Raw genomic sequence first — 26,345 nt, forward strand, 5'->3', positions numbered from 1 at the left:
TACCGTTTTGGTAATGCGATGCCTATATGTGAATCAATCAATTATTAACCATAAACTAAATTCAATGAGAAAATTAATACTTAGATCCCCCTGACATTTGAGGTAATTTTTTTTATGAAGAGCATAAAAAGCATCGGGTAAAAAATCCGGGAAGCGTTGGAGCGCTTACCCGGGTCAATATCTGGGTTACCTCTATCCACAATCGCGAAATTGAAATAATAAGTTTTTAACCCAAACACAACAAAACTATGAAATTTAATTTTATGGTGGTGCCTGTTAAACGGCATCATCTGTACAAAATTTTATTAGCTATGAAGCTAACCGCTGTTCTTATTTTTACAGCCCTTTTAAATGTAAGCGCCAAAACTTATAGTCAGAACATAAACATCCACCAGAGTAATATATCTGTTGAGAAAATATTGAAGCTGATTAAAAAACAAAGCGGCTACAATTATTTTTATGATGAAGCTGCTGTAGCAAAAACTTCGAAAGTAAACATTGACGTTAACAACGTTACTGTTGAAGAAGCATTGAACCTTTTGTTTAAAAATCAGCCTTTAACTTACCGCATCTTTCAGCAAACCATTGTTGTAAAAGCCAAGGATGAGGTGAAAGCAGAAGCCGACGTGGCCCAAAAGGTACAGGGAACCGTAACAGATGCAAAAGGGCCGTTACCTGGTGTTAGCGTTAGGGTAAAGGGTACCACCATTGGCACAGTAACGGATATTAATGGTAAATACATTTTAAATGATATTGATGGCGGAGCAACCCTGGTTTTTACTTTTGTTGGTTACAACAGCCAGGAAGTGCCTATTAATAACCGGGCAACTGTTGATGTTCAACTAAAGGAATCGTCAAGCGCTCTTAATGAAGTTGTGGTAATTGGTTATGGTACGGCAAAAAAATCTGACCTTACCGGAGCTGTAACTACAGTTAAGGCCGAGCAGCTACTGGATAAACCTGTACCAAATTTAACGCAGGCATTACAAGGTAAGGTTGCCGGTGTTGACGTAAGCGTTAATAGCAATGCACCGGGTGCAGCAGCAAAGGTACGTATTAGAGGTATTGGCTCTATCAATTCAAACCTTGACCCGCTTTATGTGGTTGATGGTGTTGTTGGTGTTGACCCTAACTCGATCAATCCCAACGATGTTGCCTCTCTTGAGATTTTGAAAGATGCATCATCAACAGCTATTTACGGTGTGCGTGGTGCTAATGGCGTAATCATGGTAACTACCAAGCGTGGTAAAAAAGGGCCGGCCAATATTAGCTATGAAACAAATTTAAATGTAAGCGAGCTTTACAGGCATGTACCAACGCTTAATTCAAAACAATTTGTTGACATTTATAATCAAGCATATGCCAACGGGGCGAAATTTGATCCTAACGGCCTTGTGCAAACACCCCCCAAGGCGTTAAATCATGCTAATTTCCCATTGTTATTTGACACCAATAACAACCCTATTTACAACACCAATTGGGAAAAGGAAACGTATAAGCCTGTTTTTTCACAAAACCACCAACTAAATATTCAGGGCGGTAACGAAAAATCTGTTTACAGTTTATCATTAGGTTATTTAAACCAGAATGGCTTAACACCAACATCAAATTTTAAACGCTACTCCATTAAAATGACTATGGATAATGATGTTAAAGACTGGCTAAAAATAGGTGGTAGTATAAATGTGATTGCCAGCAGGCAGCGTTTGGTAACTGATGGCAACGGAAGTTTGAATGTACCGCGTGCCGTAAGTGAAGAGGTGCCAATTGTGCCGATAAAATATCCGGATGGAAACTGGGCAGGAAATTTTGATATAGCAGGACTTGAGGGCGCACCTAACCCCATTCAAATAGCTAATGAGCGCTATACAATTAATAACACCCAGCAAATGATAGGTAATGTATACATGCTGTTTAAGATATCAAAAGAACTTGAGTTTAAAACAGATCTTGGTTATGATTTACGCAATCAAAAAAATAATTTTTATTCGTCTTTGGCATTACAGCATTTATCTGCTGACCAGGGTGGGGTAGCCAACATTAATTCAAATACAAATTACTATTGGCAAAGTGAAAACTACCTTACCTGGAATAAAAAGATAAATGACCATCAAAGATTTACCGCGCTGGCAGGGATCTCTTTTAGCAGAGATGTTTACGAACGGGTAAGAGCCGAAACACAAAATTTCATTGATGATTTTTACCAGTTTAATAACCTGGGTGCTGGTTCTGTTAAAAGCGCTTCTGAATCTGACAACCAACCCAATTCCCCGGGCGGGTACCAACCAGGCTCGTTAAACTCCTATTACGGCCGTATCAGCTACAATATTGATGACAAATATTTATTTACCGCAACAGGCCGTTATGATGGTTCATCAAGATTTAGTGACAAAAACAAATATTCGTTCTTCCCTTCAGCAGGTATTGCATGGCGCGTATCTCAGGAAGATTTCTTAAAGGATAGTAAGACTGTTTCAAATTTAAAGATCAGAACAAGTTATGGCATTACAGGTAACCAGGAAATTGGTAACTATCGCTCTCTTGCACAATTATCTACCAGTCAAACAGTTATAAATGGCGCATCTGCAATATCACTGTTGCCTGGCTATTTGGGTAATCCTGATTTGAAATGGGAAAGAACTAAAATGGCGGATGCCGGTTTGGAATTAGGTTTATTTGGTGATAGAGTAAATTTCAACGCTGATTTTTATATTAAAAATACCAGTGACGTTTTATTACAAACACCGATTCCGTGGACTGCAGGTTTTACAACCGCTAATGTTTACAAAAATGTTGGCTCACTTAGAAATACGGGTATTGAGCTTAGTTTAAATACTATAAACATTAAAAGCGATAATTTTCAATGGTCAACTTTATTATTATTCGCCAGTAACAAAAACGAGGTTACCAAATTAAATGATGGCAATGCTGATATATTTCCAGGCCCGAACTTTCTGGGACAGAATTATGTAATACGTGTTGGTGCACCACTTGGGTCGTTTTATGGCATGACAAGGCTTGGAACTTACAGTGATTCGCCCGCTGATATTGCTGAGGCCGCTAAACATGGTTTAAAAGCTGGAGACCGTAAATATCGCTATAATGCTGATGGAAGTAACTATTATAGCATCATCGGTCGTTCGAACCCTAAATGGACAGGCAACTTTAATAGCACAATGAGATACAAAAACTGGGATTTCTCGTTTGATATCCGTTTTGTACAGGGTGTAAACACAGCAGCTAACTTTAAACACTCTTCGGAAGACAGGCAAACCATATCAAACAGCTTAACTACCGTATTAAACGGATGGACACCTACAAATCAAAACACATATATATCGCAAGTCCGTAACTACAAATATGCACAGGATTCGCATTTTGATACCTGGTGGGTTGAGGATGGTTCATTTATACGTGGGCAAAATTTTGTATTAGGTTATAGCTTCCCCAGCCAATCGCTCAAGAAATTGCACATGAACCGTCTGCGTATTTATGCAAGTGTTCAAAATTTGTTTGTTATTACAAAATATACTGGTTATGACCCTGAGGTTGATACGTTTAATCAGTCGTATGGAAATAACTCAGCGTTTTCTCAAAACATAGATTTCTTTGCTAACCCTCGTCCACGTATATGGAATCTTGGTGTACAAGTAGGGTTTTAAAAATTGTGTCATGACAAAAGCACATAGAAAAACAATAGTGAAAGATTGAACCATAATCTAAAATTGAATAAAATGAAAACTTTAAAAAATATATTAATAGTGGCCTTTTTGTTGCTTACAAGCTCGTGCAAAAAGTTTCTGGAAGAAAAACCCGCAAGCTTTTTAACACCAGATGCAAATTTGTCGAGTGCAAAAGTTGCAAGGGCATTAGCTAATGGCTCCTACCAAAATTTATCAGGATTATTAGCGGGCCAATCCGGCTCATATGGGGGTAACACCTGGAATCTGATGGAATTTATGACAGGTAAAGCAAACAGCGACCTGGGACAAACCGGATATGTTAATTTCCAAACCCTCATTTACAGCAACACCTCGTTTTATTTTGATACATGGTGGCAACAAATGTATTTGGGCGTTGGCGCAACAAACTTAGCCATACAAAAAATACCAACCATCAATGCGGCAGGTTTAAGTGCTGCTGACAAAACTAACATGGTAGCCGAAGCACGCACCTTACGCGCATTATATTACTTTTATTTGGTGCGCATGTACGGTGCCGTACCTAAAGTAGTTGAACCGCCTAAGGATTTGAATTTGCAAATTCCGCGTGTAGCAGCAAAACAAATTTACGATGAAGTTATCATACCTGATTTGCTTGAGGCTGAAAAATCAACACTGCCCTGGAGCGATGCTACAGGTAAAATATCCATGGGTGCAGTAAAATCATTATTGGCCGATGTGTATTTAACCTATGCAGGAGCTGCCATCAATGGTGGAACTCAATATTATGCAGAATCGGCAAAACGCTCACTTGAGGTAATTCAAAATGGAGGATATAGCTTATTCAGTCAGTATACCGATATGATTGTTCCGGCTAATAAAAACAGCAAAGAGTTTATCTTACAGGTACAGTATGCTGCTTCTATTCCGGTTACAAATCCACTTACTTCACTTACCATTCCTAACTACTCGAATATTTCAAAATACTCAGATGAGTATGGATCGGTATGGCCAACAGATCAGTTTATTGCTTCATTTCCGGCTGGTGATAAACGTGCAGCCGAAAAACAATTTTTTTATACATCTTACCCTGGCATTAAAGACGGTAAAATTGTAACGTTTAAAAATCATTACATCTATAAATGGTTTGATGTAAATGCAGTTACCACTACTGCAAAATCAGATTTAAACTACACCATTTATCGCCTGGCCGATGTAATGTTAATGTATGCTGAAGCATCAAATCGGGCTGAAGGTTCGCCAAATGCCAATGCAATTGAATACGTTAGACAAATACGTGCCAGGGCTAATCTGGCACCACTTGGCGCAATGTCACAAACAGATTTTGAGCATGAAGTATGGCTGCAACGTTATTTTGAGCTTTGCTTTGAAAACAAAATGTGGTTCGACATGCTGCGCACCCGCAAAGTTCATAATGATGTTACTGGTAATTGGGACGATTTTGTTGGCCATAAAACCGTGTTTAATGCTACGTTTACCGAAAAACAATTGCTATTCCCTCTACCAAAACAAGAAACTGATGTTAACCCTAAATTGTTACCAAATAACCCAGGTTTTCAATAAATAGGATAAATTGAATGGAAATTACAGTAAGAGATTATTCCTCTTACTGTAATCTTTCATAACTTCAACTACAGGGCGTAGCAGCTTAGTAGTTGATACGTGACAATGGTCAAGTATCGAGTTATTCCTGTATAGAGGGATGGGAAAGACAAGAAGATACCTCAACAGAGTTGAATGTAATTATCGGCATTTGCCTATAGAGGAAAAAGAATTCTATAAATGGATATTGGCAGCCAACCAAAGGATTCAACTTTTACAAAAGGCCGTTACGATAGAGCACCCCGTAGATAAAAATACAGGTTGGTAAAAATATCAATATAAAAGGCCGGTTATCCAACCGGTCTTTTATATTTACAGCTTAAACTATTATTAAACATTAATGAAAAAACTATTCATTGTTTTAGCTCTCCTCTCTCCCCTGTTGACATTAGCACAACCCGGTAGCAAACCTTCACTGGTTGATTATATAAACCCGTTAATGGGTACCGACTCTAAGTATGATCTTTCGAACGGGAACACCTACCCTGCTATAGCATTACCCTGGGGAATGAATTTTTGGACGCCACAAACCGGTAAAATGGGCGATGGCTGGCAATACACCTATGATGCTCATAAAATTAACGGATTTAAACAAACGCATCAACCATCCCCATGGATGAATGATTATGGACAGTTTGCCATAATGCCGGTTACCGGGCACTTAAATGTATCGCAAAATGGCCGGGCCAGCTGGTTTTCGCACAAGGCGGAAACTGCTAAACCTTATTATTACAGCGTTTACCTTGCCGACCATGATGTATTAGCTGAAATTACGCCTACAGAACGCACCGCCCAGTTTCAGTTCACTTATCCAAAAAACGATAGCTCATATGTAGTGATCGATGCTTTTGACAGAGGTTCATATATCAAAGTTATCCCCGGCGAAAATAAGATCATCGGCTATTCAACCAAATATGCCCGGGGGCCGCTAAAAAACTTTAAAAACTATTTTGTTATTTATGTTGATAAGCCAATTACCACGGCTCATACTTACAGTGACAGCACTGTAACTGATTCGTTAGAATTGCACGCCAAACATGTAATGGCGGTTATCGGTTTTAAAACTTCTCATGATGAAAAGGTGCATTTACGGGTATCCTCCTCATTTGTAAGCATAGAGCAGGCTGAGATCAACCTAAAGAGAGAACAGGGCAATGATAGCTTTGCTGTTACCGAGCAAAAAGCAAAAGACGTTTGGAACAAAACATTAAACCGCCTTTCAGTTGAAGGTGGTACAGTTGATCAAACCCGTACCTTTTATTCATGCCTTTACCGCATGTTGTTTTTCCCTAATAAATTATATGAGCTTGATGCCAACAACCAGGTAATTCATTACAGCCCCTACACCGGCAAAACCATGCCGGGTTATATGTTTGCCGGTACCGGCTTTTGGGATACCTTCAGGGCGCTTTACCCCTTCTTAAACCTTGTTTATCCTTCAATTAATAAAGAGATGCAGCAGGGCCTTGTAAATGACTACAAAGAAGGCGGCTGGCTGCCTGAGTGGTCAAGCCCGGGTTACTCAAATGTGATGATCGGTAATAACTCGGCCTCGGTGGTAGCCGATGCTTATTTAAAAGGTGGCATAGGATATGATATCAATACTTTGTATGATGCCCTGGTACACGGAGCAAACAACGCAGGCCCTGCAGGAACAGGCCGTACCGGTGTTGAATATTATAACAAACTAGGCTATGTTCCTTACGATGTTAAAATAAATGAAAATGCTGCCCGTACACTTGAGTATGCGTATGATGATTTTACTATTTATCAATTAGGTAAAGCGTTAAATAAACCTGCTTCTGAAATTGAGATCTTTAAAAAGCGAAGCATGAACTATAAAAACCTGTTTGATCCGTCAACCGGGTTAATGCGCGGTAAAAACAAAGATGGTTCATGGGAAACGCCGTTTAATCCATTTAAATGGGGCGATGCATTTACCGAAGGTAATAGCTGGCATTATAGCTGGGGTGTATTTCATGATATCCAGGGTTTAGTAAATCTGATGGGAGGCAAAAAACAATTTATTGCCAAGCTTGATTCCGTATTTATTCTCCCTCCTATTTTTGACGATAGCTATTATGGCGAAGTGATCCATGAGATCCGTGAAATGCAGATAGTGAACATGGGACAATATGCACACGGCAATCAGCCAATTCAGCACATGCTTTATTTATACAACTACGCCGGTGAGCCGTGGAAAACCCAATACCATGTACGCGATGTAATGAACAAGCTTTACAAAGCTACTCCTGATGGCTATTGCGGCGATGAGGATAACGGACAAACATCAGCATGGTACGTATTTTCGGCTATGGGCTTTTACCCGGTATGCCCTGCGGTTGATCAATATGTGTTAGGTGCACCGCTGTTTAAAAAACTTACTTTAAACCTGGAGAACGGAAAAAAAGTAGTTATCAATGCTCCAAATAATAGCGATGATAATTTATATATCAACACCATGAATGTAAATGGCAAACCGTATGATTTAAACTGGATAAGCCATACATTGTTAAACCAGGGTGGCGTTATAAACTATAACATGTCGGCTAAGCCAAATAAACTGCGCGGTATTAAAGCCGGAGATGTGCCTTACTCTTTATCAAATGAAAAATAATTTATTTATGAAGCATCTTATAAATTATAGCATGAAGTCAATTACGCTGGCAGCAATAATGTTTATTTGTGTAGCGCGCGTAAATGCACAAAGCACGTTCAGAGTTGGTGTGGCAGGTCTGAATCACGATCATATTTACAATATATTAAATGATTACAGCAAAGGCCGTGTAAATATTGTAGGCATAGCCGAACCCAATAAACATTTGTGGGAGAAATACGGTAAGCAATTTCATATTCCAGACTCCCTGTTTTTCATCGATTTAAAAACTATGGTTGCTAAACGTAAGCCGGCCATTGTGTTGGGTTATAATGCAGTTGGCAACCATGTTGATGTAGTGGAAGTATGTGCGCCACTCGGCATCCCGGTAATGGTTGAGAAGCCTTTAGCGGCTACTTTAGTACAGGCCAAACGAATTGAGGCGCTTGCAAATAAATACCACATAACCGTGTTAACTAATTATGAAACAACATGGTATCCATCTTTTCAGGGTGTGTATGATATTGTTAATAAAGACAGTATTGGCGCTATCCGTAAAATGGTTGCCCATGATGGGCACCAGGGGCCACGTGAAATTGGCTGCAGCGAAGAGTTTTTAGCCTGGCTTACTGATCCTGTTTTAAACGGAGCGGGCGCCCTTAACGATTTTGGCTGCTATGGCGCTGATTTAATGACCTGGCTGATGCATGGTCAAAAGCCAATTGCAGTATCTGCCGTTGCAAGGCATTACAAACCCAACATTTACCCAAAAGTTGAAGATGATGCAACTATAACAGTGGAATATCCCACAGCTACTGGGTTGATAGAAGGATCATGGGCATGGCCCTTTGGCATTAAAGACCTGGAAGTTTTTGGCGACAAAGGTTACCTGCATGCAACTGATATGAAAAACCTGAATATGCGGATGCGTGAGAACAAAAAAAGCATAATAGATTTAAAACCTTTGACAGAACCCAACAATGACCCTGTTAATTACTTTAATGCCTTTTTGCAAAAGAAAATAAACGGTGATGATGACCGCACCTCGCTAAAGTATAATATGATAGTGATGGAGATCCTTGATGCTGCGAAAAGATCAATTAAAGAAGGGAAGCGGGTAGTGTTGTAAGTTGAATAGGTTGATTGGGTTGACTAAGTTAGATTGAGTTGATCAGGTTTCTTAATATTGTTTTTCTTTTTTACCTAATCAACTCAATCTAACCCAATTCAACTTAATCTAACTTAAACAATTAACTAGAAGAAAAAAATATTATTTTTGCCGCAGTTTAAAATATTCAATACCTCGATAATCTATATATGATAAAACAATTTTTTACTGCGGCTGGCCTGTGTTTTTTAGGTTTGGCAGCATCTGCGCAAGGTAATAATGCGGCTATTATGGCCCGCAAACAGGTTCCGATAGTATGCTACCACCAAATTCGTGACTGGAGACCAAAAGACTCAAAGAATGCAAAGGATTATATTATCCCTGTACAATCTTTTAAAGATCATATTAAAATGCTGGCTGATAGCGGCTATCATACTATCCTGCCTGATCAGTTGTATGACTATCTTACCAAAGGCACTGCCCTGCCAAGCAAACCCATTATGCTTACTTTTGATGATACCGATCTTGACCAGTTTGAAATAGCACGGCCAACATTAAAAAAGTATGGTTTTAAAGGTGTTTATTTCATAATGACAGTTTCATTAGGAAGGCCGCATTATATGAGCAAAGAGCAGGTTAAACAATTATCTGACGAAGGAAATATAATTGGCAGCCATACCTGGGATCATCATCGGGTAGATAAATATAAACATGACGCTAATCCTAAAAAAGACGATTGGCTGGTACAAATTGATAAGCCGACCAAAAAACTGGAAGAAATTACCGGCAAAAAAATAAATTACTTTGCTTATCCTTTCGGCGTTTGGAAAAAACCTGTTTTACCAGAATTGAAAAAGTATAACTTTAAACTGGCCTTCCAGTTAGCCGATAAACGTGATGAGAATGATCCTTTATTAACCGTTCGCCGGATCTTAGACAGTGGCTATTGGACTACAAAGACATTCAGCAGCAGTATAAAACACAGCTTTTAATCATTAAAAAGCAAAAAATAAGAAGCCTCTTTTCAAAACGGAAAGGGGTTTCTTCTTTTAATATTGGGGCCTTAAGTCTGTTTCCCGGATACCCATCGTATTGCCTTGTCGAGCTGATCTAATGGAAAGAATCGAAACTTACCTGGAATAATGTATTTAAAAAGATCGCTGTATCCCATCACCCCTTTTTGATCAGTTACAATGGCAACCCGTCCCCATTTAAAGAAATATCTAAACCCGATCTTTATATTACCTCCCCACGCCCCACTGGCAAAATTCCGGATATCTGTTTCAAGCACTAATACAAAGTTGATCCTGTTGGTTTTTTTAAGCAGTTCGTCAATTACATCAGTCAATGCATCTTCATATTCTTTTTCCGTGACTTCAGCAAATGCATGGATTCCGGCTACGTGTGGTGGTAAATCGTAAATTGGCTGAAGCATATGTTATATTTTATAAACCGCAACAATAATTACACCACAAATAAAAAAACATACAATTATATTAAATAAATGTCACAATGGTTAAAAACGTACAACTAAAGCCTATTAGTAATAGGCTTTAGTTTTGTATTATCTTTGCATAAATGCAGCAAAACAAGTCAGCATACAGCCAGCTTATTAAAACTGAGGCTAAAAACCTGGGGTTTCTGTTTTGCGGGATCTCAAAAGCTGAATTTTTGGAAGAAGAAGCGCCAAGGCTTGAAACCTGGTTAAAGAAAAACATGCATGGCGAAATGCAATACATGGAAAACCATTTTGATAAACGACTTGATCCGCGTTTGCTGGTTGATGGGGCAAGGTCCGTTATATCCTTAGGTTTGAATTATTATACCGATCAGCCACAGACTGACCCCTCAAGTCCCAAAATATCTAAATACGCATATGGATCTGATTATCATAGTGTTATAAAAGACAAACTAAAGCAACTACTTGAAATTATAAATGACCAAATAGGCGAAGTTGGCGGCCGTGCTTTTGTTGACTCCGCCCCGGTACTTGATAAAGCCTGGGCAAAAAAAGCGGGCCTGGGCTGGATCGGGAAAAATACAAATCTCATTAATCAAAAAGCAGGATCTTTCTTTTTTTTAGCAGAGCTGATTGTGGATCTTGACTTGGAATATGACATTGCCCCTACTGCAGACCATTGCGGAACCTGTACAAGGTGTATTGATGCCTGCCCTACGGAAGCTATTGTTGCTCCTTATATTGTTGATGGCAGCCGTTGCATCTCCTATTTAACTATCGAGCTTAAAAAAGAGATCCCCGAGGAGTTTAATAATAAAATGGACAACTGGATGTTTGGCTGCGATGTTTGCCAGGACGTGTGCCCATGGAACAAATTTTCTGTACTGCATAATGAACCCGCCTTTACCCCGCATGCCGATTTGCTTAACCTGAACAAGCAGGATTGGGATGAAATAACCGAAGATGTATTTCAGAAAGTATTTAAAAACTCCGCAGTAAAAAGAACAAAATTTAACGGACTTAAACGGAATATATCTTTTTTGAGAGATTAGAGGTTAGTTAATTAGAGATTAGAGGAAAAGAAATTTATTGTAAAATATAAAGTCCGGAACCCCTTCTTTCGGACTTCCGGACTTTACTGACTTTCGGACTAAACTAATCTCTAATTAACTAATCTCTGGTCTCTAATCCCCAACCTCACCCCTTTTTAAACTTATCAGCAAGCTGTTTCAGCATATCATCATTAACCGGAAGCGCCGGGCCTTCATCCTTCTTTTTAAAGGGTTTATTTTCAGGTCTCGGGTGATTAGTGGTTTTTAAGTGATCAGGCTTATGAAATTCTCTTTTTACCTGGTTCTCGGCCGGCCTGACTTCTGCATGGGTTTCCTGTATTTTTTGGGTTACCTGCTGTTGCTGGGCTTGCTGTTGCTTGGCAAAACGCTCTGCATTTTTCTTCGCATTCCAGCGGGTATATATCTCTTCCAGCTTACGTTTGGTGTATAATGGAAAATCGCCCTGCATCATCCATGAATAATAGCTGGGCTCAATTTTCAGCACATCTTCAACAGGCTTACCCTTATGTTTTCCAAAATTAAAGGTCTCTTCGCCGCTTTCGTTATAAACCATGCGTCCGGCAAAATCAACCGGTTTGTTCAGGTTGGTAAAGTGATGTAATGCTTCAACATCATTTACAACCGGTTTTGAGCGGTTCCCCTTTTTGTCTTCCCATTCAACATCTTCATATTTGGCTATCTGGGCAAGTAAGACTTCCATGGTGGCGCGGGTATCAGCCTCGGCCGAGTGGGCATTTATTATTTGTTTATCACAATAAAACTGGTAAGCGGCTTTTAATGTACGCTGCTCCATTTGGTGAAATATGTTCTGCACATCCACAAAATGGCGCTTATCCAAATCAAACATAACATTGGCACGCAAAAACTCCTCCATCAGCATAGGGATATCAAATTTGTTGGAGTTATAGCCGGCAAGATCACTTATATCAATAAATTCGGCTACCTCCGCGGCTATTTCCTTAAAAACAGGCTCATCCTTTATGTGCTCGTCATAAATGCCATGTACGAGCGATGATTCTAACGGAATTGGCATACCGGGGTTTACCCGCCAGGTTTTAACCTCTTCGCTACCATCAGGATGTAATTTGATAACCGATAATTCAACAATACGGTCAACCCCAAGATTTGTTCCGGTTGATTCAATGTCGAAAAAAGCCAGGGGCCGTTTTAAGTTTAATTTCATTTGAAAAAGATATTTTTATAAGTCGGCCTGAAATCCATATAATAAATATGCAGATTCAATTCCGTTTGCAAAGGTTGCAAAAGTCTTAAAAAGAATCAGTACTATAAATTTTTTAATTTAATTAATTTTAAAGATAAAAGTTTTAATTTGTAGCCACCTAATTATCTTAAATTAAGTACATGAAAAAACCTTTACTTATCTTTTTTTTCTTAATTTTTATCTCCGGGCTGTCATCAGCACAGGATTTTCCATATGGGGCTACCAGCACCCAGGAAATGAATATGAAAAACTATGCTAAAGATACCTCGGCCCACGCTGTGGTATTGCAGGAGTTTGGTAAATCGCGCATAGCCGTTGTTAGTGATGATAATATTAAACTGATCTATGAATATCATGTTAAAATAAAAATATTCGACAGTAAAGCATTTGATAAGGGAACAATTCAAATACCTGTTTATAACAACAGCGACAATGATTCATATGAAAGCGTGTCTGATATTGCCGGTGTTACTTATTATAAAGATGATAATGGTTTTACGCAAAAGGTTGAACTTGAAGACAAAAAGATCTATCCTGTAAAGGAGAATAAACATTGGGCCAACTATAAATTTGCATTGCCAGGTTTACGAAACGGCTGCGTAATTGAATATAAATATAAAATTGAGTCTCCTTATTTCGAAAACTTTCATTCGTGGCATTTTCAGGATGACATTCCAAAAGTATATTCAGAATATGAAGTCCATATCCCTGCATTCTGGAATTATAATGCTTCATTAAAAGGATTTTTAAAGCTCTCAAAAAACAAATCCGAACTCGAATCAAAATGTTTTGAGCTTCGTGGGTCAAGCAGCGATTGCTCATTGATTAGCTACGGTATGGCTGATATCCCGGCATTTATTGAAGATGAGTACATGACATCGCCAAAGAACTTTTTATCAGCCATAAATTTTGAATTGGTTGAATATACCAGCCCTTATGATGGCGTAAAACGTAGAGTGACCAAGGAGTGGAAAGATATTGATTATAGACTCAAAACCGAACCGGAATTTGGCGGCCAGTTAAAAAGAAAAGGATTATTAAAAGATAAAATTACCCCCATAATTGCTGGCAAAAATGATGAGCTTACAAAAGCAAAAGCCATATACCAGTATTGGCAAAAATGGTTTAAGTGGAATCTATATACTGGAATTTGGAGTGTTGATGGTGTAGGAAAAGCATTAGATACGCACAGCGGTAGCGTTGCAGATATAAACCTTTCATTGGTTACCGCGTTAAATGTAGCCGGATTAAATGCTGAGGCTGTTTTACTTTCAACGCGGGAGAATGGAGCCCTTAACACTTTATATCCTGTAATTGGTGATTTTAATTATGTTGTAGCAAAAGTTAACATTGGCGACCAGGTTTATATGTTAGACGCTACTGATCCATTACTTCCCTTTGGAATGCTGCCATTTAAGTGCTTAAACGATAAGGGGCGGGTTTTTAGTTTGGATAAGCCATCTTATTTTATGGACCTGAGTTTGCCTCAACGTGAAAAAAGTAACTACATGCTTGATGTTACCTTACAGGACGATGGTAAATTAAAAGGAACGTTAACAAACTACTCTACAGGGTACGAGGCCTATAAAAGAAGAAGCGCTATTAAAAAATTTAATAGTGTTGATGAGTATGTAGAGAACCTGAACGGGAAACTATCCAGGTGGAAGATCCTTAAATCAGAGATAAGAAATCTTGACAGCCTTGATATGCCGGTATCTGAGCTATATGAAGTTGAAATTGATGTTTATAAGAAAATGGAGGAGAACAATAAGCTAACGTTTAGCCCTTATTATTTGAATAAGATAATTACCAATCCGCTCAAATTAAATGAACGCTCATATCCCGTTGATATGGGAATGGCCTCTGAAGACAGATATGTTATAACACTACATTTGCCAACGCAATATACTGTTGAAACGCCTCCGCAAACTACTTCTATATCCATACCAAATGGCGGTGGAAGATATATGGCAAGCTATGAGCCTGGCGACAACTCCTTCAGTTTTTTGTATGTAACACAGTTCAGTAAATCTGTTTACAGTGCAGAAGAGTATCCCTATTTAAAAGAATTTTTTAACAAAATCATCCAATCGCAGAAAACCGAGATGGTTTTCAGGAAAAAATAATGAGGTCATTTATAATAATTTGTTGCTTTATAGCAATATCCACCCTGGCAAAAGCACAACAAAATTACGATGCAAGCCTGATTCCGAAAGACCTTTTACCTTACGCGAGTTCGGTTGTCAGGAATGAAGAAATTACAATTGAAGTTAAAGCTTTAGATAACACTGTTTATCATGTTAAAAAAGCCATAACTGTTTTAAATAAAAATGGCGATGATGATGCCCATATTGTTATCTATCATGATAAAAACGATGTAATTAAAAATGTAAAAGGCGTAGTATACAATGAATTTGGAAAACAAATAGACAAATTTTCGGAAAGTAAATTTGACGATGTAAGCGTTGGCAGCGGCTCATTATTTGACAGTGAAAGGGCTGAACATTATTTACCTGCAGTTACCTCATATCCATACACCATTGCCTATGAATATGAGGAAAAATCAAAGCAGACCTTGAACTTTGATCCATGGGTACCTAACTCAGATCTCGGCATTGCAGTTGAAAAAAGCTCGTTCAATTTTATATGCAGCCCTGGTTTTAACATAAAATATAAAGAAAGTAATTTACCGGTCAAAGCAATAATTGGTAGCAATGCCCAGGGATTAAAAACATATTCGTGGCAGGTAAGTAATCTGAAGGCAATTAAATATGAGCCGTTTAGCCCTTATGTACGAAACTATGCCAGCAGCGTACAAATAGCTCCCGAAAAGTTTGAGTATTATGCCTTAAAGGGTTCTTATACTAACTGGAATGAGTTAGGGAAATGGATTAGTGATAAATTAATGGCAAACCGGCAGGAACTACCTTTTCAAACCGTTGAACATGTAAAAGAAATCACTAAAGATATTACAGACCCTAAGCTGAAGGCAAAGAAGATCTATGAATACATGCAGGCCAAAACACATTATATAAGTGTACAGGTGGGTATTGGCGGCTATCAGCCTTTTTTAGCTGCGGATGTTGACCAGCAGAGTTATGGAGATTGTAAGGCGCTGGTTAATTATACACAAGCATTGTTAAAGGCTGCTAATATCGAATCCTATTATTGCATAGTTAAATCAGGCAGGAGTTTTAATATCAGCCTCCAAAGCGACTTTGCCAGCATGAACCAGGCAGACCATATAATATTATGTGTGCCATTTAAAAATGATACCACCTGGGCCGATTGTACCAGCCAGACCATTCCCTTTGGTTACCTGGGCGATTTTACAGACAACCGTACTGTGTTAGCACTCACTCCCGAAGGTGGCAAATTGCTCCGCACCCCAAAATACACTGCACAGGAAAACATTGAAAGCCGCAAAGCTGATTTTATAATTAACGCAGCCGGTGAGTTATCAGGAACAATGACAACCACGTTTAAAGGAACTGACTATGAAGATCGTGATGATTTGATAAAAGAACCTAAAAGCGAGCAATACAAGATGGAGCAGAAGAAATACCCAATAAATAACATGGATATTGAAAGCCTTGATATTAAACAGGACAAAAGCTTTGACCCGGTAACTACAGAAACAATAAAGCTGAATGCAAGAGACTATGCTACTTTGGATAATGGCAAATTTTACTTTTTGCTTAACCCGGCCAACCGCGAAAACTACGTACCGAAACAGGTACGCAACCGTCAAAACAACGTAAATATAACCCGTGGGTACACCGAAGCTGATGAGGTTACTTATACGATACCGGATGGATACCGTTTAGAAAAAAAAGCATTGGAAGTAAACATTAATAAGTCTTTTGGGAATTTCACAGTCAAGATGATGTTAAAGGGCGACAAATTAATTTACAAGCGTAAATTTCAATTAATTGGAGGCACTTATGATAAAGATGTTTACCAGGACCTGGTTGATTTTTATCAATCGGTTGTTGATGCCGATGAGTACAATGTAGTACTGGTAAAAATTAACTGAAAATTATAATCCCGAGTACAATTCCTACAATCATAATAATATACAACAAAAGCTCATTACTTGCGTAACGTTTGTATTTTGTCCAGAATGAATAATCTCTCTTTGGTGTCTGCTGCATAATAATGCAAATTTATTGATTAAAACTTTAATTTAGCCTCTATGGATAAAAATGACGAACAGGAATTAAAAAAGGAGTTCCAATTAGAGCGGATCATATTTTTCAGCGACGCTGTGTTCGCCATTATTATAACCATTATGATATTGGATGTAAAACTGCCTGAAATGGTTCGGCAGATCAGCGAAACAGAATCAAAAAACGTATTTGAACAAATATGGCCAAAACTGGTAGCTTACAGCATTAGCTTTTTTGTTATCGGGAGCTTTTGGATGGGACATTTGCGCATATTCAGCTTTCTGAAAAATTACAACATGATATTGGTTGCAATTAACCTGCTCTTTTTGTTTAGTGTATCACTTTTTCCTTTTGCACTGTCGTTTGCATTAAGCAGCTCGCACCTAATGCACTTTACCTGGGGCCTTTATACTTACATAGGCATTATTTGCTTTACCTTTTTTACACAGACCATTTTAATAGGCTACTTGGTTAAAAACAAAGAAGATTTATGCGTAAAAAACAGCGAAATAGAAACCGCATTGGAATGGAAAATAAGAAGGCTTAATTTATTCATTGTTCCTGTATTTATAATTCTGGCTTTTTTGGTAACAAGTTATGGCTTAAGCTATTATATAGTAGCCATATCTTTTATAATTTATGTTTTTTTAATAAAAAGATTAAAGAAAAAATACTACCCAAATGCCGTAAATAGTTGGTCGGTTTTATCCCTGTTAAATCGTCGTAAAACGGCTAAACATGCGGTTAGAAAAACCTCAAATAAAAAGCTTGTTTAGTATAATAGTGAGTTTACTTACCGGGAGATGTGTTTGCGGTGTCAGTAACTTCAATTGATCCGCACCTTGAAAAGTATTTGTAGGTATAAGGATCATGAAGCTTGGTTATTATTACCCCTTTTGATGAGCTGGCATGTACATAGTAGCCGTTTTGCAGATATACTGCCACATGGCTGAATTTCTTACCATCGTAATCAAAAAACAACAGATCGCCTTCAACAAGATCTTCTTCGTATTTACGCTTGATAATGTTTATTTGTTGACTGGTTGATCTTGGGATATTTATCCCATAAACCTGTTGTTCCAATAACTGCGATAGGCCTGAGCAGTCCACGCCATCCTTATCTTCGCCGCCAAACTTATAGGGGGTGCCCATCCATTGATCAATAAAAGCGTAAAGGCGGCCATTCTGTATATCGCCCTTGCTAATACCTAAAATAGCTGAATATTTATCTGCGATATCAGCCTGCGGCTTTACAACTTCGCCCGGCTGTCCCTTCATTACAGCCTTCCGGCTATGACACGAGGAAAGTATAATTGTAAACGCCAATAAACAATACAGGTAGTGTATTTTGTTCATACCTGTAAAGGTAAGGGCAATAGCGATCTACCTATTTGCAGATGTTTTTAACATATTAACATATGGGGAGTCCGGAAGTCGGAAAAGTCAGTAAAGTCCGAAAGAAGTACCGCGATTAAGAGATTTAAACGATTACTGTAGGATATCCATCACCTAATCCTTAAAATCTGTTAATCCCGGTCATAATCCGAAATCGGACATCCGAATTCCGAAACCAACTACCCTTTTATAACCCGTTGGATCTCGTCAAGTTTCATAAGCGCCTCAACTGGTGTAAGGGTATTTACATCAAGGTTGTTAAGCGTATCACGGATCTTTACCAGCACAGGGTCATCAATGCTGAACATTTGCATTTGTACAGCCTGCTTTTGCACTTTGCGAATGCTTTCTTTTATATGCTCCCCTCCTGTCCGTTCGTTTTCCAGCTTTTTTAAGATCTCGTTGGCTCGGCTTAATACTTTTTGCGGCATCCCGGCAAGCTTAGCCACATGGATTCCAAAGCTATGCTCGCTGCCACCCGGAACCAGCTTCCGTAAAAATATGATCTGGTGCCCAACCTCTTTTACCGACACATTAAAGTTTTTAATGCGGTTAAAAGAGTTGCTTAGCTCATTCAGTTCATGGTAATGCGTTGCAAACAGTGTCTTAGCCCTTGCAAGCGGTTGATTATGTAAAAATTCGGCAATTGACCAGGCGATGGAGATGCCGTCATAAGTTGAAGTACCGCGGCCAATCTCATCCAACAGGATCAAACTCCTGTCTGAAAGGTTATTAAGGATACTTGCCGTTTCGTTCATCTCCACCATAAAGGTTGATTCGCCGGATGAAAGGTTATCAGACGCGCCAACCCTGGTAAAGATCTTGTCGACCAAACCTATTGACGCAGCCTTGGCCGGTACAAAGCACCCCATCTGTGCCATCAGTACAATCAACCCGGTTTGCCTTAACAGGGCCGATTTACCCGCCATGTTTGGCCCGGTAATAATGATGATCTGTTGTGTTTCCGAATCAAGGAAAACATCGTTGGTGATGTACTCCTCGCCAAGCGGCAGATTTTTCTCAATCACCGGGTGGCGGCCACCTTTAATATCAATAACCCGGCTGTCGTTAATCTCCGGTTTAACATAGTAGTTTTTGATGGATATGGTGGCGAAGTTTAGCAGCACATCCAATCGCGCTACCAGCTGCGCATTTAGCTGGATAGGTTTAATATATTCAGCAAGCGAATACAGCAGGTCGTTATAAAGCCGGGTTTCAAGTGCCAGGATCTTCTCTTCAGCACCTAAGATCTGTTCTTCGTATTCTTTTAATTCGGGGGTGATGTAACGCTCTGCATTTACCAGGGTTTGTTTGCGGATCCACTCAGCAGGTACTTTATCCCGGTGACTATGAGTAACCTCCAGGTAATAGCCAAATACATTGTTAAAAGACACTTTAAGCGATGGAATGCCTGTTAATTCCGCCTCCCGCTTTTGGATCTCCAATAAATAACCCTTACCGCCGAAGGCTATCTTACGCAGGCGGTCGAGCTCTTCATTAATGCCGTCATTCATCACGCTGCCTTTAACCAGCATTACAGGCGGTTCTGCGCTTAGTTCTTTCTCTATCTTTTCGGAAATAAGCGTACAGGGGTTTAACTGCGCCGCTATGGCCTGTAATGGCAGACTTACAGAAGTTTCACCGATTTTTTTAATGGTGCCAATTGCAATAAGGGCCTTTTTTAACTGGCACACCTCGCGTGGGTTAGCCTTTTGTAAACCTATTTTTGATATTAATCTTTCCAGGTCGCCAATCAGGCGGATATTTTGTTTAAAGTCTTCCCTCAGTTCTTCCTGCTCGATCAGGTATTCCACCACACCTAAACGGTCGTTAATTGGTTTGAGCTCTTTTAACGGCATCACAATCCAGCGGCGCAGCAGGCGAGCTCCCATAGGTGAGCAGGTATGATCAAGTACGTCAACCAGCGTCAACGCATTTTCATTTGCCGAGCCAACCAGCTCAAGATTGCGTACACTATAACGATCAAGCCACAGGTAACGGTCTTCCTCTATCCTGCCGATGGCCGAGATATGCTGCAGGTTACGGTGTTCTGTTTCGTTAAGATAGTGCAAGGCTACACCAGCAGCTACAATACCCAGGTTCAATTTATCGATCCCAAAACCTTTTAATGATTTTACGCCGAAGTGTTTCAGCAATACCTCATTTGCATAATCGCCGCTATAAGGCCATTCATCAAGGGTATAGGTATAAAAGCGGTCGCCATAATTCTCTTTAAAATCATGCTGGCGGCTTTTTGGATAAATGATCTCTGATGGTGAAAAGCTTTGCAACAGCTTATCAATATATTCAGGGCTGCCTTGCGCGGTTAAAAATTCACCTGTTGAAATATCAATTAAGGCTATGCCGATGCTATTTTTCTCAAAATAGAGCGAAGCCAGGTAATTATTGCTTTTTTGATGCAGGATGTTATCATTAATAGCAACACCGGGCGTAACAAGCTCCGTTACACCACGCTTGACAATAGTTTTAGTGGTCTTTGGATCTTCCAGCTGATCGCAAATGGCAACCCGCTGACCTGCACGCACTAATTTTGGCAAATAAGTATCCAGCGAATGGTGCGGAAAGCCCGCCAACTCGATATAAGTGGCAGCGCCATTGGCCCTGCGGGTAAGCACTATGCCTAAAATTCCGGCAGCCTTTATAGCATCCTCACCAAATGTTTCATAAAAATCGCCTACACGAAACAGCAATAAAGCGCCGGGATACTTGGCCTTTATCTGATTGTACTGTTGCATTAACGGCGTTTCCTTCGTGGTATCTTTTGCCAAATGGTTTGCTCCTTTTTAATCGGTCGGTAAAGTTAATGCATTGCCCCGTGTTTAGCGGAATTGTGGAAAATTTAGGCGGATGTGGAATAACCGGGATTTTTGGATTAAAAGGATTTAGGATCGATGCCTCTCTTTTAAATAGCTATGGTAACGAGTTTCCATAATCTTCTAACATTATAAATCTTAATTCTAGACAACCGCATCAATTTCATCAGCCAATAACCTGTCTTTATCTGTAACTGTATCACCGGCATCATGGGTCGACAGCCAGATCTCAACCTTGTTATAGGTGTTTGTCCAGCTTGGGTGATGGTTGTTTTTCTCAGCAAGCAAAGCCACCCTGGTCATAAATGAAAAGGCAGCAGAAAAATCTTTAAACGTAAAGGCTTTATAAAGCTTGTTATTGGTTTCGTTCCACATGGTATTCAAATTGGTTTTATGATAAACCACCATCAACAGCTAAAGTTTGAATAAAACTACCCCTTATTTATGGCTGCACAGGTGTCACCGGGCGAACGGACATCACACTATCAACAACAAACACACTGACACCCCGCCATGGTAGTGTATGCAGATATTCTTTATAATGCAGTTCAAGATATGCCCCTGCGCTTTTATTTAGCTGATCGGCAACACGCTGGTTGGTTACAGAAAACATAAATTCGTTAGATTGGATGGTTCCCTGCGTTGGCGTACGAATGCCTGATTGGATCAGCCTGCCTTCATAGGTTTTAAACACATAGCCTTTGTGTACAAAATAGTTCATGGTGCCGGCCTTTGTTCCATCGCCAAAAACAAAATAATAACGATAGTAAAAGATCCCTGCCAATACCAAAAGAACTATTAAGCCTATTATTAATCCTATGCGTTTCATGTATTTGTTGTTTGGTTTTAAAATTAACAACAAATAAGGGAACTTGTAAACAGTTATATATTTTTTTCTGAATACACCATCAATTAGCTATCCATCTTAAGCTAAGTGAAAATATTTTTCCTATGCTCTTGCAAATTCAAAATATTAACTCTACAATTGTAGAGTTAACTCTCAACTCATAGAGCAATATGAAACTTACAGGCGCCGAAGAACAACTAATGGAACTAATTTGGGATAAAGACCAGGTGTTTATGAAAGACATTATAGACAGCTTTCCTGATCCAAAACCGGCTACAACTACCATTGCCACGCTGCTTAAGCGGATGCAGAACAAAGGCTTTGTGGCCTACAACTTAATGGGTAACTCCAGGCAATACTATCCGTTGGTTAAAAAATCAGCATATTTTTCAAAACATGTTAACGGTTTGATCAAAAACTTTTTTGGCAGCTCGGCTATGCAATTTGCATCGTTCTTCACTACTGAAACCAACCTTACCGATACAGAGCTTGAAGACCTGAAAAAAATTATAGATAAACAACTTAACAAGAAAAAGCCATGATAACTTACCTGGTAAATTTCACCCTCTGTAGTGCCTTGCTGTTGCTGGCTTATCACCTGTTGCTTGTAAATAAAACCATGTACACTTTTAACAGAGTTTACCTTTTACTAAGCATCCTGTTTTCTTTAACTTTACCCTTTATTGTGGTTAAGCAAACGATAGTTCCGCTCCCGTCTATTCAACCAATTCAGGAACAGTTACAATTATCGCCGGACAATATTGTCTCAAAAGCGATCCCGGTACACGCAACTCCAACTATTCATGCAATTGCTGATCACCAGGATATTAATTACACACTTTATGCTTTAATAGCTGTTTATGGTATAGTTACGCTTTTACTCCTGTTTCGTTTTGTGCGAAATTTAAACACAATTCGCTTATCTATATTGGATAGAGAAAGCGTTGTTTACAAAAATGCCAGACTTATTTTGGTTGATGAAAGATTAACGCCCCATACCTTTTTAAACTTCATTTTCCTAAACAAGCATGATTATACCAATCAGCAAATTGAGGCTGATGTATTACTGCACGAGCTAACCCACGCTAGCCAACGCCATTCGGTCGATGTCATATTTATTGAACTTATACAGGCTTTTTGTTGGTTCAATCCTTTTATAATGTTGTACCGCAAAGCTATTCAGCTAAACCACGAGTTTATTGCGGATGAAGCGGTGCTTAGCAATAATCATAACATAGCTAATTATCAGCACCTACTGCTCAGTAAGCTGGCCTGTGTTAAAAGTTTAAATATTACCAGCCAATTCAACTATTCAGTAACCAAAAAACGACTAATTATGATGACCAAAACCACCTCCGCAGCAACAGCTATGTTTGCACGACTTGCCATTATCCCAGTAATCGCGATTGCTTTTATCTTGTTTTGTACAAAAACAGAAGCGCAGCAGGATCCTGTTGCAAATAAACCTGCAGCAAAAAGCACACCTCAAAAAACTGAACAAGCTGCTACTAAAACTTCAAAAACGCTGTTGCCGCCTATATTTCTTTCAAAAGATTATCCTCATACAAAAGAGGGAGTACCCGATGCCTTATTAAAAGAGTATAATGATATTGCAGGTAAGTATGAGGAAAGCTCCGAAAGATTAATGCGGCATCCTGAAAAAATAAGCCAGGCAGACAGGGACAAAATGGAGGCGATCTTTAAAAAAATGAGCTATAAGCAGCAATGTGACCAGTCTATAGGTTTTACTTACAACGGCCCGCCTTTATCACCAAAACACCCCACTCAAGCTCAAATTGATATATGGAAAAATCCTAAAACATGTGGTGTATGGATAGACGGTAAAAAAGTAAAAAATGATGAACTTGACAATTACAAGCCTGCTGATTTTGGCCTGGCCATGGTAAGCAGGCTTACAAAAAATGCGATCAATTATAAAAATTACAGGTATCAAATTGATTTAATGACAGTTGCCAATTACAAAAAATACTTAAAAGAAGCACAGGAAAACAGGTACCACAGCGGCATGTATTACAACATGAGAAAAGCGCCTGCTGATAAAATTTAGTAATAGCTGCGTTAATTGAACTAAGTTTAACTCGCAGGCTTTTTTAATAGGATTGTAACTAAGGGTGCAGCTAAAAGTTGCATCCTTTTTGTTTAGCCATTATTTATCGCAGGCTTGTTAATCAAAGCATTTTTGCCAGCGCAGCAAGATCTTCACCTTCAATAAATATCAAACCATTTTCCCTGGCCAAAATAACTGTATGAGCTGATTTTACCGGTGGCTGTAACCAAATTACCTTTGCTTTTAATGGTAAAACGTGCCTGGATATAATTTCTTCGTGCTCTTCTTCCGGTCTGAAAATATTTACAATATCAACGCTGGCCGGTGGTTTATTAAGCGCTTTAAAAATAAGTTTCTCCTTACCATCGCTATTGATTTCGATTGTGGCTATTGAATAGTTATCAGGAGCATAGCCGATCACCATAAAGCCTGCTTTTAGTAATGATAACGGAACATCTACCCCAGGCCAGTCAACCAAAAGTATGGTACGTGCATTTTTAAGGATCTGGATATAGCTTTCGGTCATTTGTTTAAAATTGCTTTTAAATCATGCTATTTTCAGCTTTTCTCTTGTTTCGGGATCAGCTGTCAGTGTGCCCCAATTCAATGGTACTGCCCATAATTACTTAGGGAGTTCTGTTATTCAGGTTTTTTATAATTATCAGGTGGGGTTGAAACTATTTCGCCAAATTCATTAACATAGGCCATCATATCATCAAGGTTTCCGCTGGTAGGGTTTTGCTGACGGTCAAGCTTGCGTTGCTCTTTATCTTCTTTTTTCTTCTGCCTGTTTTTTTCGAGTTGCTTCTTCATGAAGGTCGCCTGTGATTTCGCCATAATATTAAAAATTAGAATAGAAAATTGCCCGATGCTTAACCACATAGTAATGGTTAATAGCCGAAAGTGTATATCAAAACGGGCTGGGATTAATGCAAAGGTAGCAAAAAAGACTTCATTTTTTTAAAAAAAGTGGATTTTGGCCCACGTTTATATATAATTAAGTGTTCCCTTCTCTATTGTAAATATAAACAATATTGATTTACTTTGCAATTCAAAGTACTTTTTTATATTAAATCATGATAGGATTTCATAAGCGTTATTTCTTACTCGCCCTGCTCCTGTTCATTATAGAATTTATCATAGGCGCTGATGTTCATGATGCTATCATCCGCCCTTACGGCGGTGATTTCCTGGTGGTTATTCTGTTATATTGCTTAATAAAAAGCTTTATAAATACCCCCGTTTTTAAAACAGCTTGCGGTGTTTTGTTATTTGTATACATAGTAGAAATTTCCCAGTACTTTCATTTGGTGAGCTTGCTGGGTTTACAAAATTCCAAAACTACTAAAATATTGCTGGGTACATCCTTTTCTTTTACTGATCTGCTGGCTTATACACTTGGCATATTACTGGTTATTATTATTGAAAATGTGAGGCACAGCATGAAAAACTTTTAAATTGATGGAAAATTTGTTTGTTAGTAAAGATTCAATAGTAAGAACGATATGGGGTAAGGCCGATACTGTATTATTCATATTTGCCGGCGCGGCAGCCGAGTTTGCGCTTAATAAGGCTGTTGACTGGTTATATTATACCGGGCGGCTCCCTGCGGATCCGCTTGGAAGATTATTTTCGACTGTTGCTTATTCGCACAAAATCATCTTTTCGGAAAAGGAAACAGCACTGTATGCAATTGACCAGATCACAGCCGTACATAAAAATGTTGAAAATAGTCGTGGCACACAAATACCAGACTGGGCTTATCGCGACGTACTGTTTTTATTGATAGATTATTCCATCCGTTCATTTGAATTACTGGAACGTAAGCTAACTATGAAGGAAAAGGCAGAAGTGTATGATGTTTTTAGCCGGGTTGGCGCACGGATGCAGCTGGCGGGGTTACCCTTAAACTATGAAGACTATTGCGTAATGCGTGAAGAGCATTTGCAGCAGAACCTAACAAGCAGTGAATTCACCGATGATCTGTACAGGCAATACAAGATGCATTTAGGGACAGTGCGATATGCTATTTTAAAACAGGTACAGCTGATACTGGTACCCCGTTCTGTAAAAAAGTTACTCCCGCTTGGAAATACTGCCTGGATAAGGCCAATGCTGCAATTGTATAAGATGCTGCGCCTGCTTAAAACAGAAGCTTTTTTTAAAAATGCCTTATTGCCTGATGCTTATAAAGAACAAATAAAAGGTTTGGAGGCTAAAACTTAAATGCTGATTTCAAGATTACCGGTCTTCAAAAACTTAATCAACTTATTCTAACCTAATTAACTT

General features: G+C 39.0%; 21 protein-coding genes. 13 read left to right on the top strand and 8 right to left on the bottom strand.

Annotated features, from left to right (window positions below; genetic code table 11):
* Window positions 1-248 precede the first annotated feature (248 nt).
* The 5 genes from BUE31_RS04220 to BUE31_RS04240 all read left to right on the top strand — a co-directional run bounded on the left by BUE31_RS04220 (window position 249) and on the right by BUE31_RS04240 (window position 9,981).
* Window positions 249-3,662 (top strand): TonB-dependent receptor, encoded by a 3,414-nt coding sequence (locus BUE31_RS04220; protein ID WP_083619303.1) that lies wholly within the window; start codon window positions 249-251, stop codon window positions 3,660-3,662.
* A gap of 72 nt (window positions 3,663-3,734) precedes the next feature.
* Window positions 3,735-5,246: a RagB/SusD family nutrient uptake outer membrane protein gene (locus BUE31_RS04225; protein WP_073400554.1), complete on the top strand. Its 1,512-nt coding sequence runs from the start codon at window positions 3,735-3,737 to the stop codon at window positions 5,244-5,246.
* A 379-nt stretch (window positions 5,247-5,625) separates the two neighbouring features.
* Entirely contained in the window at window positions 5,626-7,902 is a 2,277-nt protein-coding gene (locus tag BUE31_RS04230) for a GH92 family glycosyl hydrolase (protein ID WP_073400556.1), read from the top strand.
* Window positions 7,903-7,909: 7 nt separating this feature from the next.
* The gene (locus tag BUE31_RS04235; RefSeq protein WP_200801855.1) at window positions 7,910-9,010 is read left to right on the top strand and encodes a Gfo/Idh/MocA family protein; all 1,101 of its coding nucleotides are present in this window, start codon (window positions 7,910-7,912) and stop codon (window positions 9,008-9,010) included.
* Window positions 9,011-9,198: 188 nt separating this feature from the next.
* On the top strand, window positions 9,199-9,981 hold the full coding sequence (locus tag BUE31_RS04240; protein ID WP_083619306.1) for a polysaccharide deacetylase family protein: 783 nt from the start codon (window positions 9,199-9,201) through the stop codon (window positions 9,979-9,981).
* Between the two features lie 71 nt (window positions 9,982-10,052).
* On the opposite strand, the gene BUE31_RS04245 is transcribed toward BUE31_RS04240, so the two are convergent.
* Window positions 10,053-10,424, bottom strand: coding sequence for a SpoIIAA family protein (locus BUE31_RS04245; RefSeq protein ID WP_073400558.1), 372 nt, complete (start codon window positions 10,422-10,424; stop codon window positions 10,053-10,055).
* A gap of 143 nt (window positions 10,425-10,567) precedes the next feature.
* Here BUE31_RS04245 and queG point away from each other — a divergent pair, with 143 nt between their 5' ends.
* A complete protein-coding gene (gene queG / locus BUE31_RS04250) occupies window positions 10,568-11,500 on the top strand; it encodes a tRNA epoxyqueuosine(34) reductase QueG (protein WP_073400560.1) in 933 nt (310 codons plus the stop codon).
* A 145-nt stretch (window positions 11,501-11,645) separates the two neighbouring features.
* On the opposite strand, the gene BUE31_RS04255 is transcribed toward queG, so the two are convergent.
* The gene (locus tag BUE31_RS04255) at window positions 11,646-12,704 is read right to left on the bottom strand and encodes a 3'-5' exonuclease (protein WP_073400562.1); all 1,059 of its coding nucleotides are present in this window, start codon (window positions 12,702-12,704) and stop codon (window positions 11,646-11,648) included.
* 179 nt (window positions 12,705-12,883) lie between these two features.
* On the opposite strand from BUE31_RS04255, the gene BUE31_RS04260 reads away from it, so the two are divergent.
* The 3 genes from BUE31_RS04260 to BUE31_RS04270 all read left to right on the top strand — a co-directional run bounded on the left by BUE31_RS04260 (window position 12,884) and on the right by BUE31_RS04270 (window position 17,688).
* Window positions 12,884-14,869: a DUF3857 domain-containing protein gene (locus BUE31_RS04260; RefSeq protein WP_073400564.1), complete on the top strand. Its 1,986-nt coding sequence runs from the start codon at window positions 12,884-12,886 to the stop codon at window positions 14,867-14,869.
* Window positions 14,869-16,779: a DUF3857 domain-containing protein gene (locus BUE31_RS04265; protein WP_073400566.1), complete on the top strand. Its 1,911-nt coding sequence runs from the start codon at window positions 14,869-14,871 to the stop codon at window positions 16,777-16,779. The genes BUE31_RS04260 and BUE31_RS04265 overlap by 1 nt, the downstream gene beginning before the upstream one ends.
* A 159-nt stretch (window positions 16,780-16,938) precedes the next feature.
* On the top strand, window positions 16,939-17,688 hold the full coding sequence (locus tag BUE31_RS04270) for a TMEM175 family protein (protein WP_073400568.1): 750 nt from the start codon (window positions 16,939-16,941) through the stop codon (window positions 17,686-17,688).
* Window positions 17,689-17,701: 13 nt separating this feature from the next.
* On the opposite strand, the gene BUE31_RS04275 is transcribed toward BUE31_RS04270, so the two are convergent.
* The 4 genes from BUE31_RS04275 to BUE31_RS04290 form a co-directional block, all read right to left on the bottom strand.
* Complete coding sequence (locus tag BUE31_RS04275) at window positions 17,702-18,268, bottom strand: C40 family peptidase (RefSeq protein WP_073400570.1); 567 nt, start codon at window positions 18,266-18,268, stop codon at window positions 17,702-17,704.
* A gap of 218 nt (window positions 18,269-18,486) precedes the next feature.
* The gene (gene mutS, locus BUE31_RS04280) at window positions 18,487-21,096 is read right to left on the bottom strand and encodes a DNA mismatch repair protein MutS (protein ID WP_073400572.1); all 2,610 of its coding nucleotides are present in this window, start codon (window positions 21,094-21,096) and stop codon (window positions 18,487-18,489) included.
* A gap of 189 nt (window positions 21,097-21,285) precedes the next feature.
* On the bottom strand, window positions 21,286-21,549 hold the full coding sequence (locus tag BUE31_RS04285; protein WP_234997745.1) for a 4a-hydroxytetrahydrobiopterin dehydratase: 264 nt from the start codon (window positions 21,547-21,549) through the stop codon (window positions 21,286-21,288).
* A 34-nt stretch (window positions 21,550-21,583) separates the two neighbouring features.
* The gene (locus BUE31_RS04290; RefSeq protein WP_073400574.1) at window positions 21,584-21,970 is read right to left on the bottom strand and encodes a hypothetical protein; all 387 of its coding nucleotides are present in this window, start codon (window positions 21,968-21,970) and stop codon (window positions 21,584-21,586) included.
* A gap of 188 nt (window positions 21,971-22,158) precedes the next feature.
* Here BUE31_RS04290 and BUE31_RS04295 point away from each other — a divergent pair, with 188 nt between their 5' ends.
* Window positions 22,159-22,530, top strand: a complete 372-nt coding sequence (locus BUE31_RS04295; protein ID WP_073400576.1) for a BlaI/MecI/CopY family transcriptional regulator — start codon at window positions 22,159-22,161, stop codon at window positions 22,528-22,530.
* Window positions 22,527-24,056 (top strand): M56 family metallopeptidase, encoded by a 1,530-nt coding sequence (locus BUE31_RS04300; protein WP_073400578.1) that lies wholly within the window; start codon window positions 22,527-22,529, stop codon window positions 24,054-24,056. The genes BUE31_RS04295 and BUE31_RS04300 overlap by 4 nt, the downstream gene beginning before the upstream one ends.
* A 121-nt stretch (window positions 24,057-24,177) precedes the next feature.
* Here the strand turns inward: BUE31_RS04300 and BUE31_RS04305 are convergent, their stop codons facing one another.
* The gene (locus tag BUE31_RS04305) at window positions 24,178-24,582 is read right to left on the bottom strand and encodes a CoA-binding protein (protein ID WP_073400580.1); all 405 of its coding nucleotides are present in this window, start codon (window positions 24,580-24,582) and stop codon (window positions 24,178-24,180) included.
* Window positions 24,583-24,695: 113 nt separating this feature from the next.
* Window positions 24,696-24,893: a hypothetical protein gene (locus tag BUE31_RS04310; RefSeq protein ID WP_073401659.1), complete on the bottom strand. Its 198-nt coding sequence runs from the start codon at window positions 24,891-24,893 to the stop codon at window positions 24,696-24,698.
* A 239-nt stretch (window positions 24,894-25,132) separates the two neighbouring features.
* On the opposite strand from BUE31_RS04310, the gene BUE31_RS04315 reads away from it, so the two are divergent.
* Window positions 25,133-25,513, top strand: a complete 381-nt coding sequence (locus BUE31_RS04315; RefSeq protein WP_073400582.1) for a ribosomal maturation YjgA family protein — start codon at window positions 25,133-25,135, stop codon at window positions 25,511-25,513.
* A gap of 4 nt (window positions 25,514-25,517) precedes the next feature.
* Window positions 25,518-26,282, top strand: a complete 765-nt coding sequence (locus BUE31_RS04320; RefSeq protein ID WP_073400584.1) for an oxygenase MpaB family protein — start codon at window positions 25,518-25,520, stop codon at window positions 26,280-26,282.
* Window positions 26,283-26,345 lie beyond the last annotated feature (63 nt).

This window comes from Mucilaginibacter sp. OK098, assembly GCF_900142915.1.
Lineage (GTDB): Bacteria > Bacteroidota > Bacteroidia > Sphingobacteriales > Sphingobacteriaceae > Mucilaginibacter.

Excerpts from the sequence above, each read along its gene's own strand:
- BUE31_RS04220 (WP_083619303.1), top strand. The coding sequence starts at position 249 with ATGAAATTTAATTTTATGGTGGTGCCTGTTAAACGGCATCATCTGTAC.
- BUE31_RS04225 (WP_073400554.1), top strand. The coding sequence starts at position 3,735 with ATGAAAACTTTAAAAAATATATTAATAGTGGCCTTTTTGTTGCTTACA.
- BUE31_RS04230 (WP_073400556.1), top strand. The coding sequence starts at position 5,626 with ATGAAAAAACTATTCATTGTTTTAGCTCTCCTCTCTCCCCTGTTGACA.
- BUE31_RS04235 (WP_200801855.1), top strand. The coding sequence starts at position 7,910 with ATGAAGCATCTTATAAATTATAGCATGAAGTCAATTACGCTGGCAGCA.
- BUE31_RS04240 (WP_083619306.1), top strand. The coding sequence starts at position 9,199 with ATGATAAAACAATTTTTTACTGCGGCTGGCCTGTGTTTTTTAGGTTTG.
- BUE31_RS04245 (WP_073400558.1), bottom strand. The coding sequence starts at position 10,424 with ATGCTTCAGCCAATTTACGATTTACCACCACACGTAGCCGGAATCCAT.
- queG (WP_073400560.1), top strand. The coding sequence starts at position 10,568 with ATGCAGCAAAACAAGTCAGCATACAGCCAGCTTATTAAAACTGAGGCT.
- BUE31_RS04255 (WP_073400562.1), bottom strand. The coding sequence starts at position 12,704 with ATGAAATTAAACTTAAAACGGCCCCTGGCTTTTTTCGACATTGAATCA.
- BUE31_RS04260 (WP_073400564.1), top strand. The coding sequence starts at position 12,884 with ATGAAAAAACCTTTACTTATCTTTTTTTTCTTAATTTTTATCTCCGGG.
- BUE31_RS04265 (WP_073400566.1), top strand. The coding sequence starts at position 14,869 with ATGAGGTCATTTATAATAATTTGTTGCTTTATAGCAATATCCACCCTG.
- BUE31_RS04270 (WP_073400568.1), top strand. The coding sequence starts at position 16,939 with ATGGATAAAAATGACGAACAGGAATTAAAAAAGGAGTTCCAATTAGAG.
- BUE31_RS04275 (WP_073400570.1), bottom strand. The coding sequence starts at position 18,268 with ATGAACAAAATACACTACCTGTATTGTTTATTGGCGTTTACAATTATA.
- BUE31_RS04285 (WP_234997745.1), bottom strand. The coding sequence starts at position 21,549 with ATGGTGGTTTATCATAAAACCAATTTGAATACCATGTGGAACGAAACC.
- BUE31_RS04290 (WP_073400574.1), bottom strand. The coding sequence starts at position 21,970 with ATGAAACGCATAGGATTAATAATAGGCTTAATAGTTCTTTTGGTATTG.
- BUE31_RS04295 (WP_073400576.1), top strand. The coding sequence starts at position 22,159 with ATGAAACTTACAGGCGCCGAAGAACAACTAATGGAACTAATTTGGGAT.
- BUE31_RS04300 (WP_073400578.1), top strand. The coding sequence starts at position 22,527 with ATGATAACTTACCTGGTAAATTTCACCCTCTGTAGTGCCTTGCTGTTG.
- BUE31_RS04305 (WP_073400580.1), bottom strand. The coding sequence starts at position 24,582 with ATGACCGAAAGCTATATCCAGATCCTTAAAAATGCACGTACCATACTT.
- BUE31_RS04310 (WP_073401659.1), bottom strand. The coding sequence starts at position 24,893 with ATGGCGAAATCACAGGCGACCTTCATGAAGAAGCAACTCGAAAAAAAC.
- BUE31_RS04315 (WP_073400582.1), top strand. The coding sequence starts at position 25,133 with ATGATAGGATTTCATAAGCGTTATTTCTTACTCGCCCTGCTCCTGTTC.
- BUE31_RS04320 (WP_073400584.1), top strand. The coding sequence starts at position 25,518 with ATGGAAAATTTGTTTGTTAGTAAAGATTCAATAGTAAGAACGATATGG.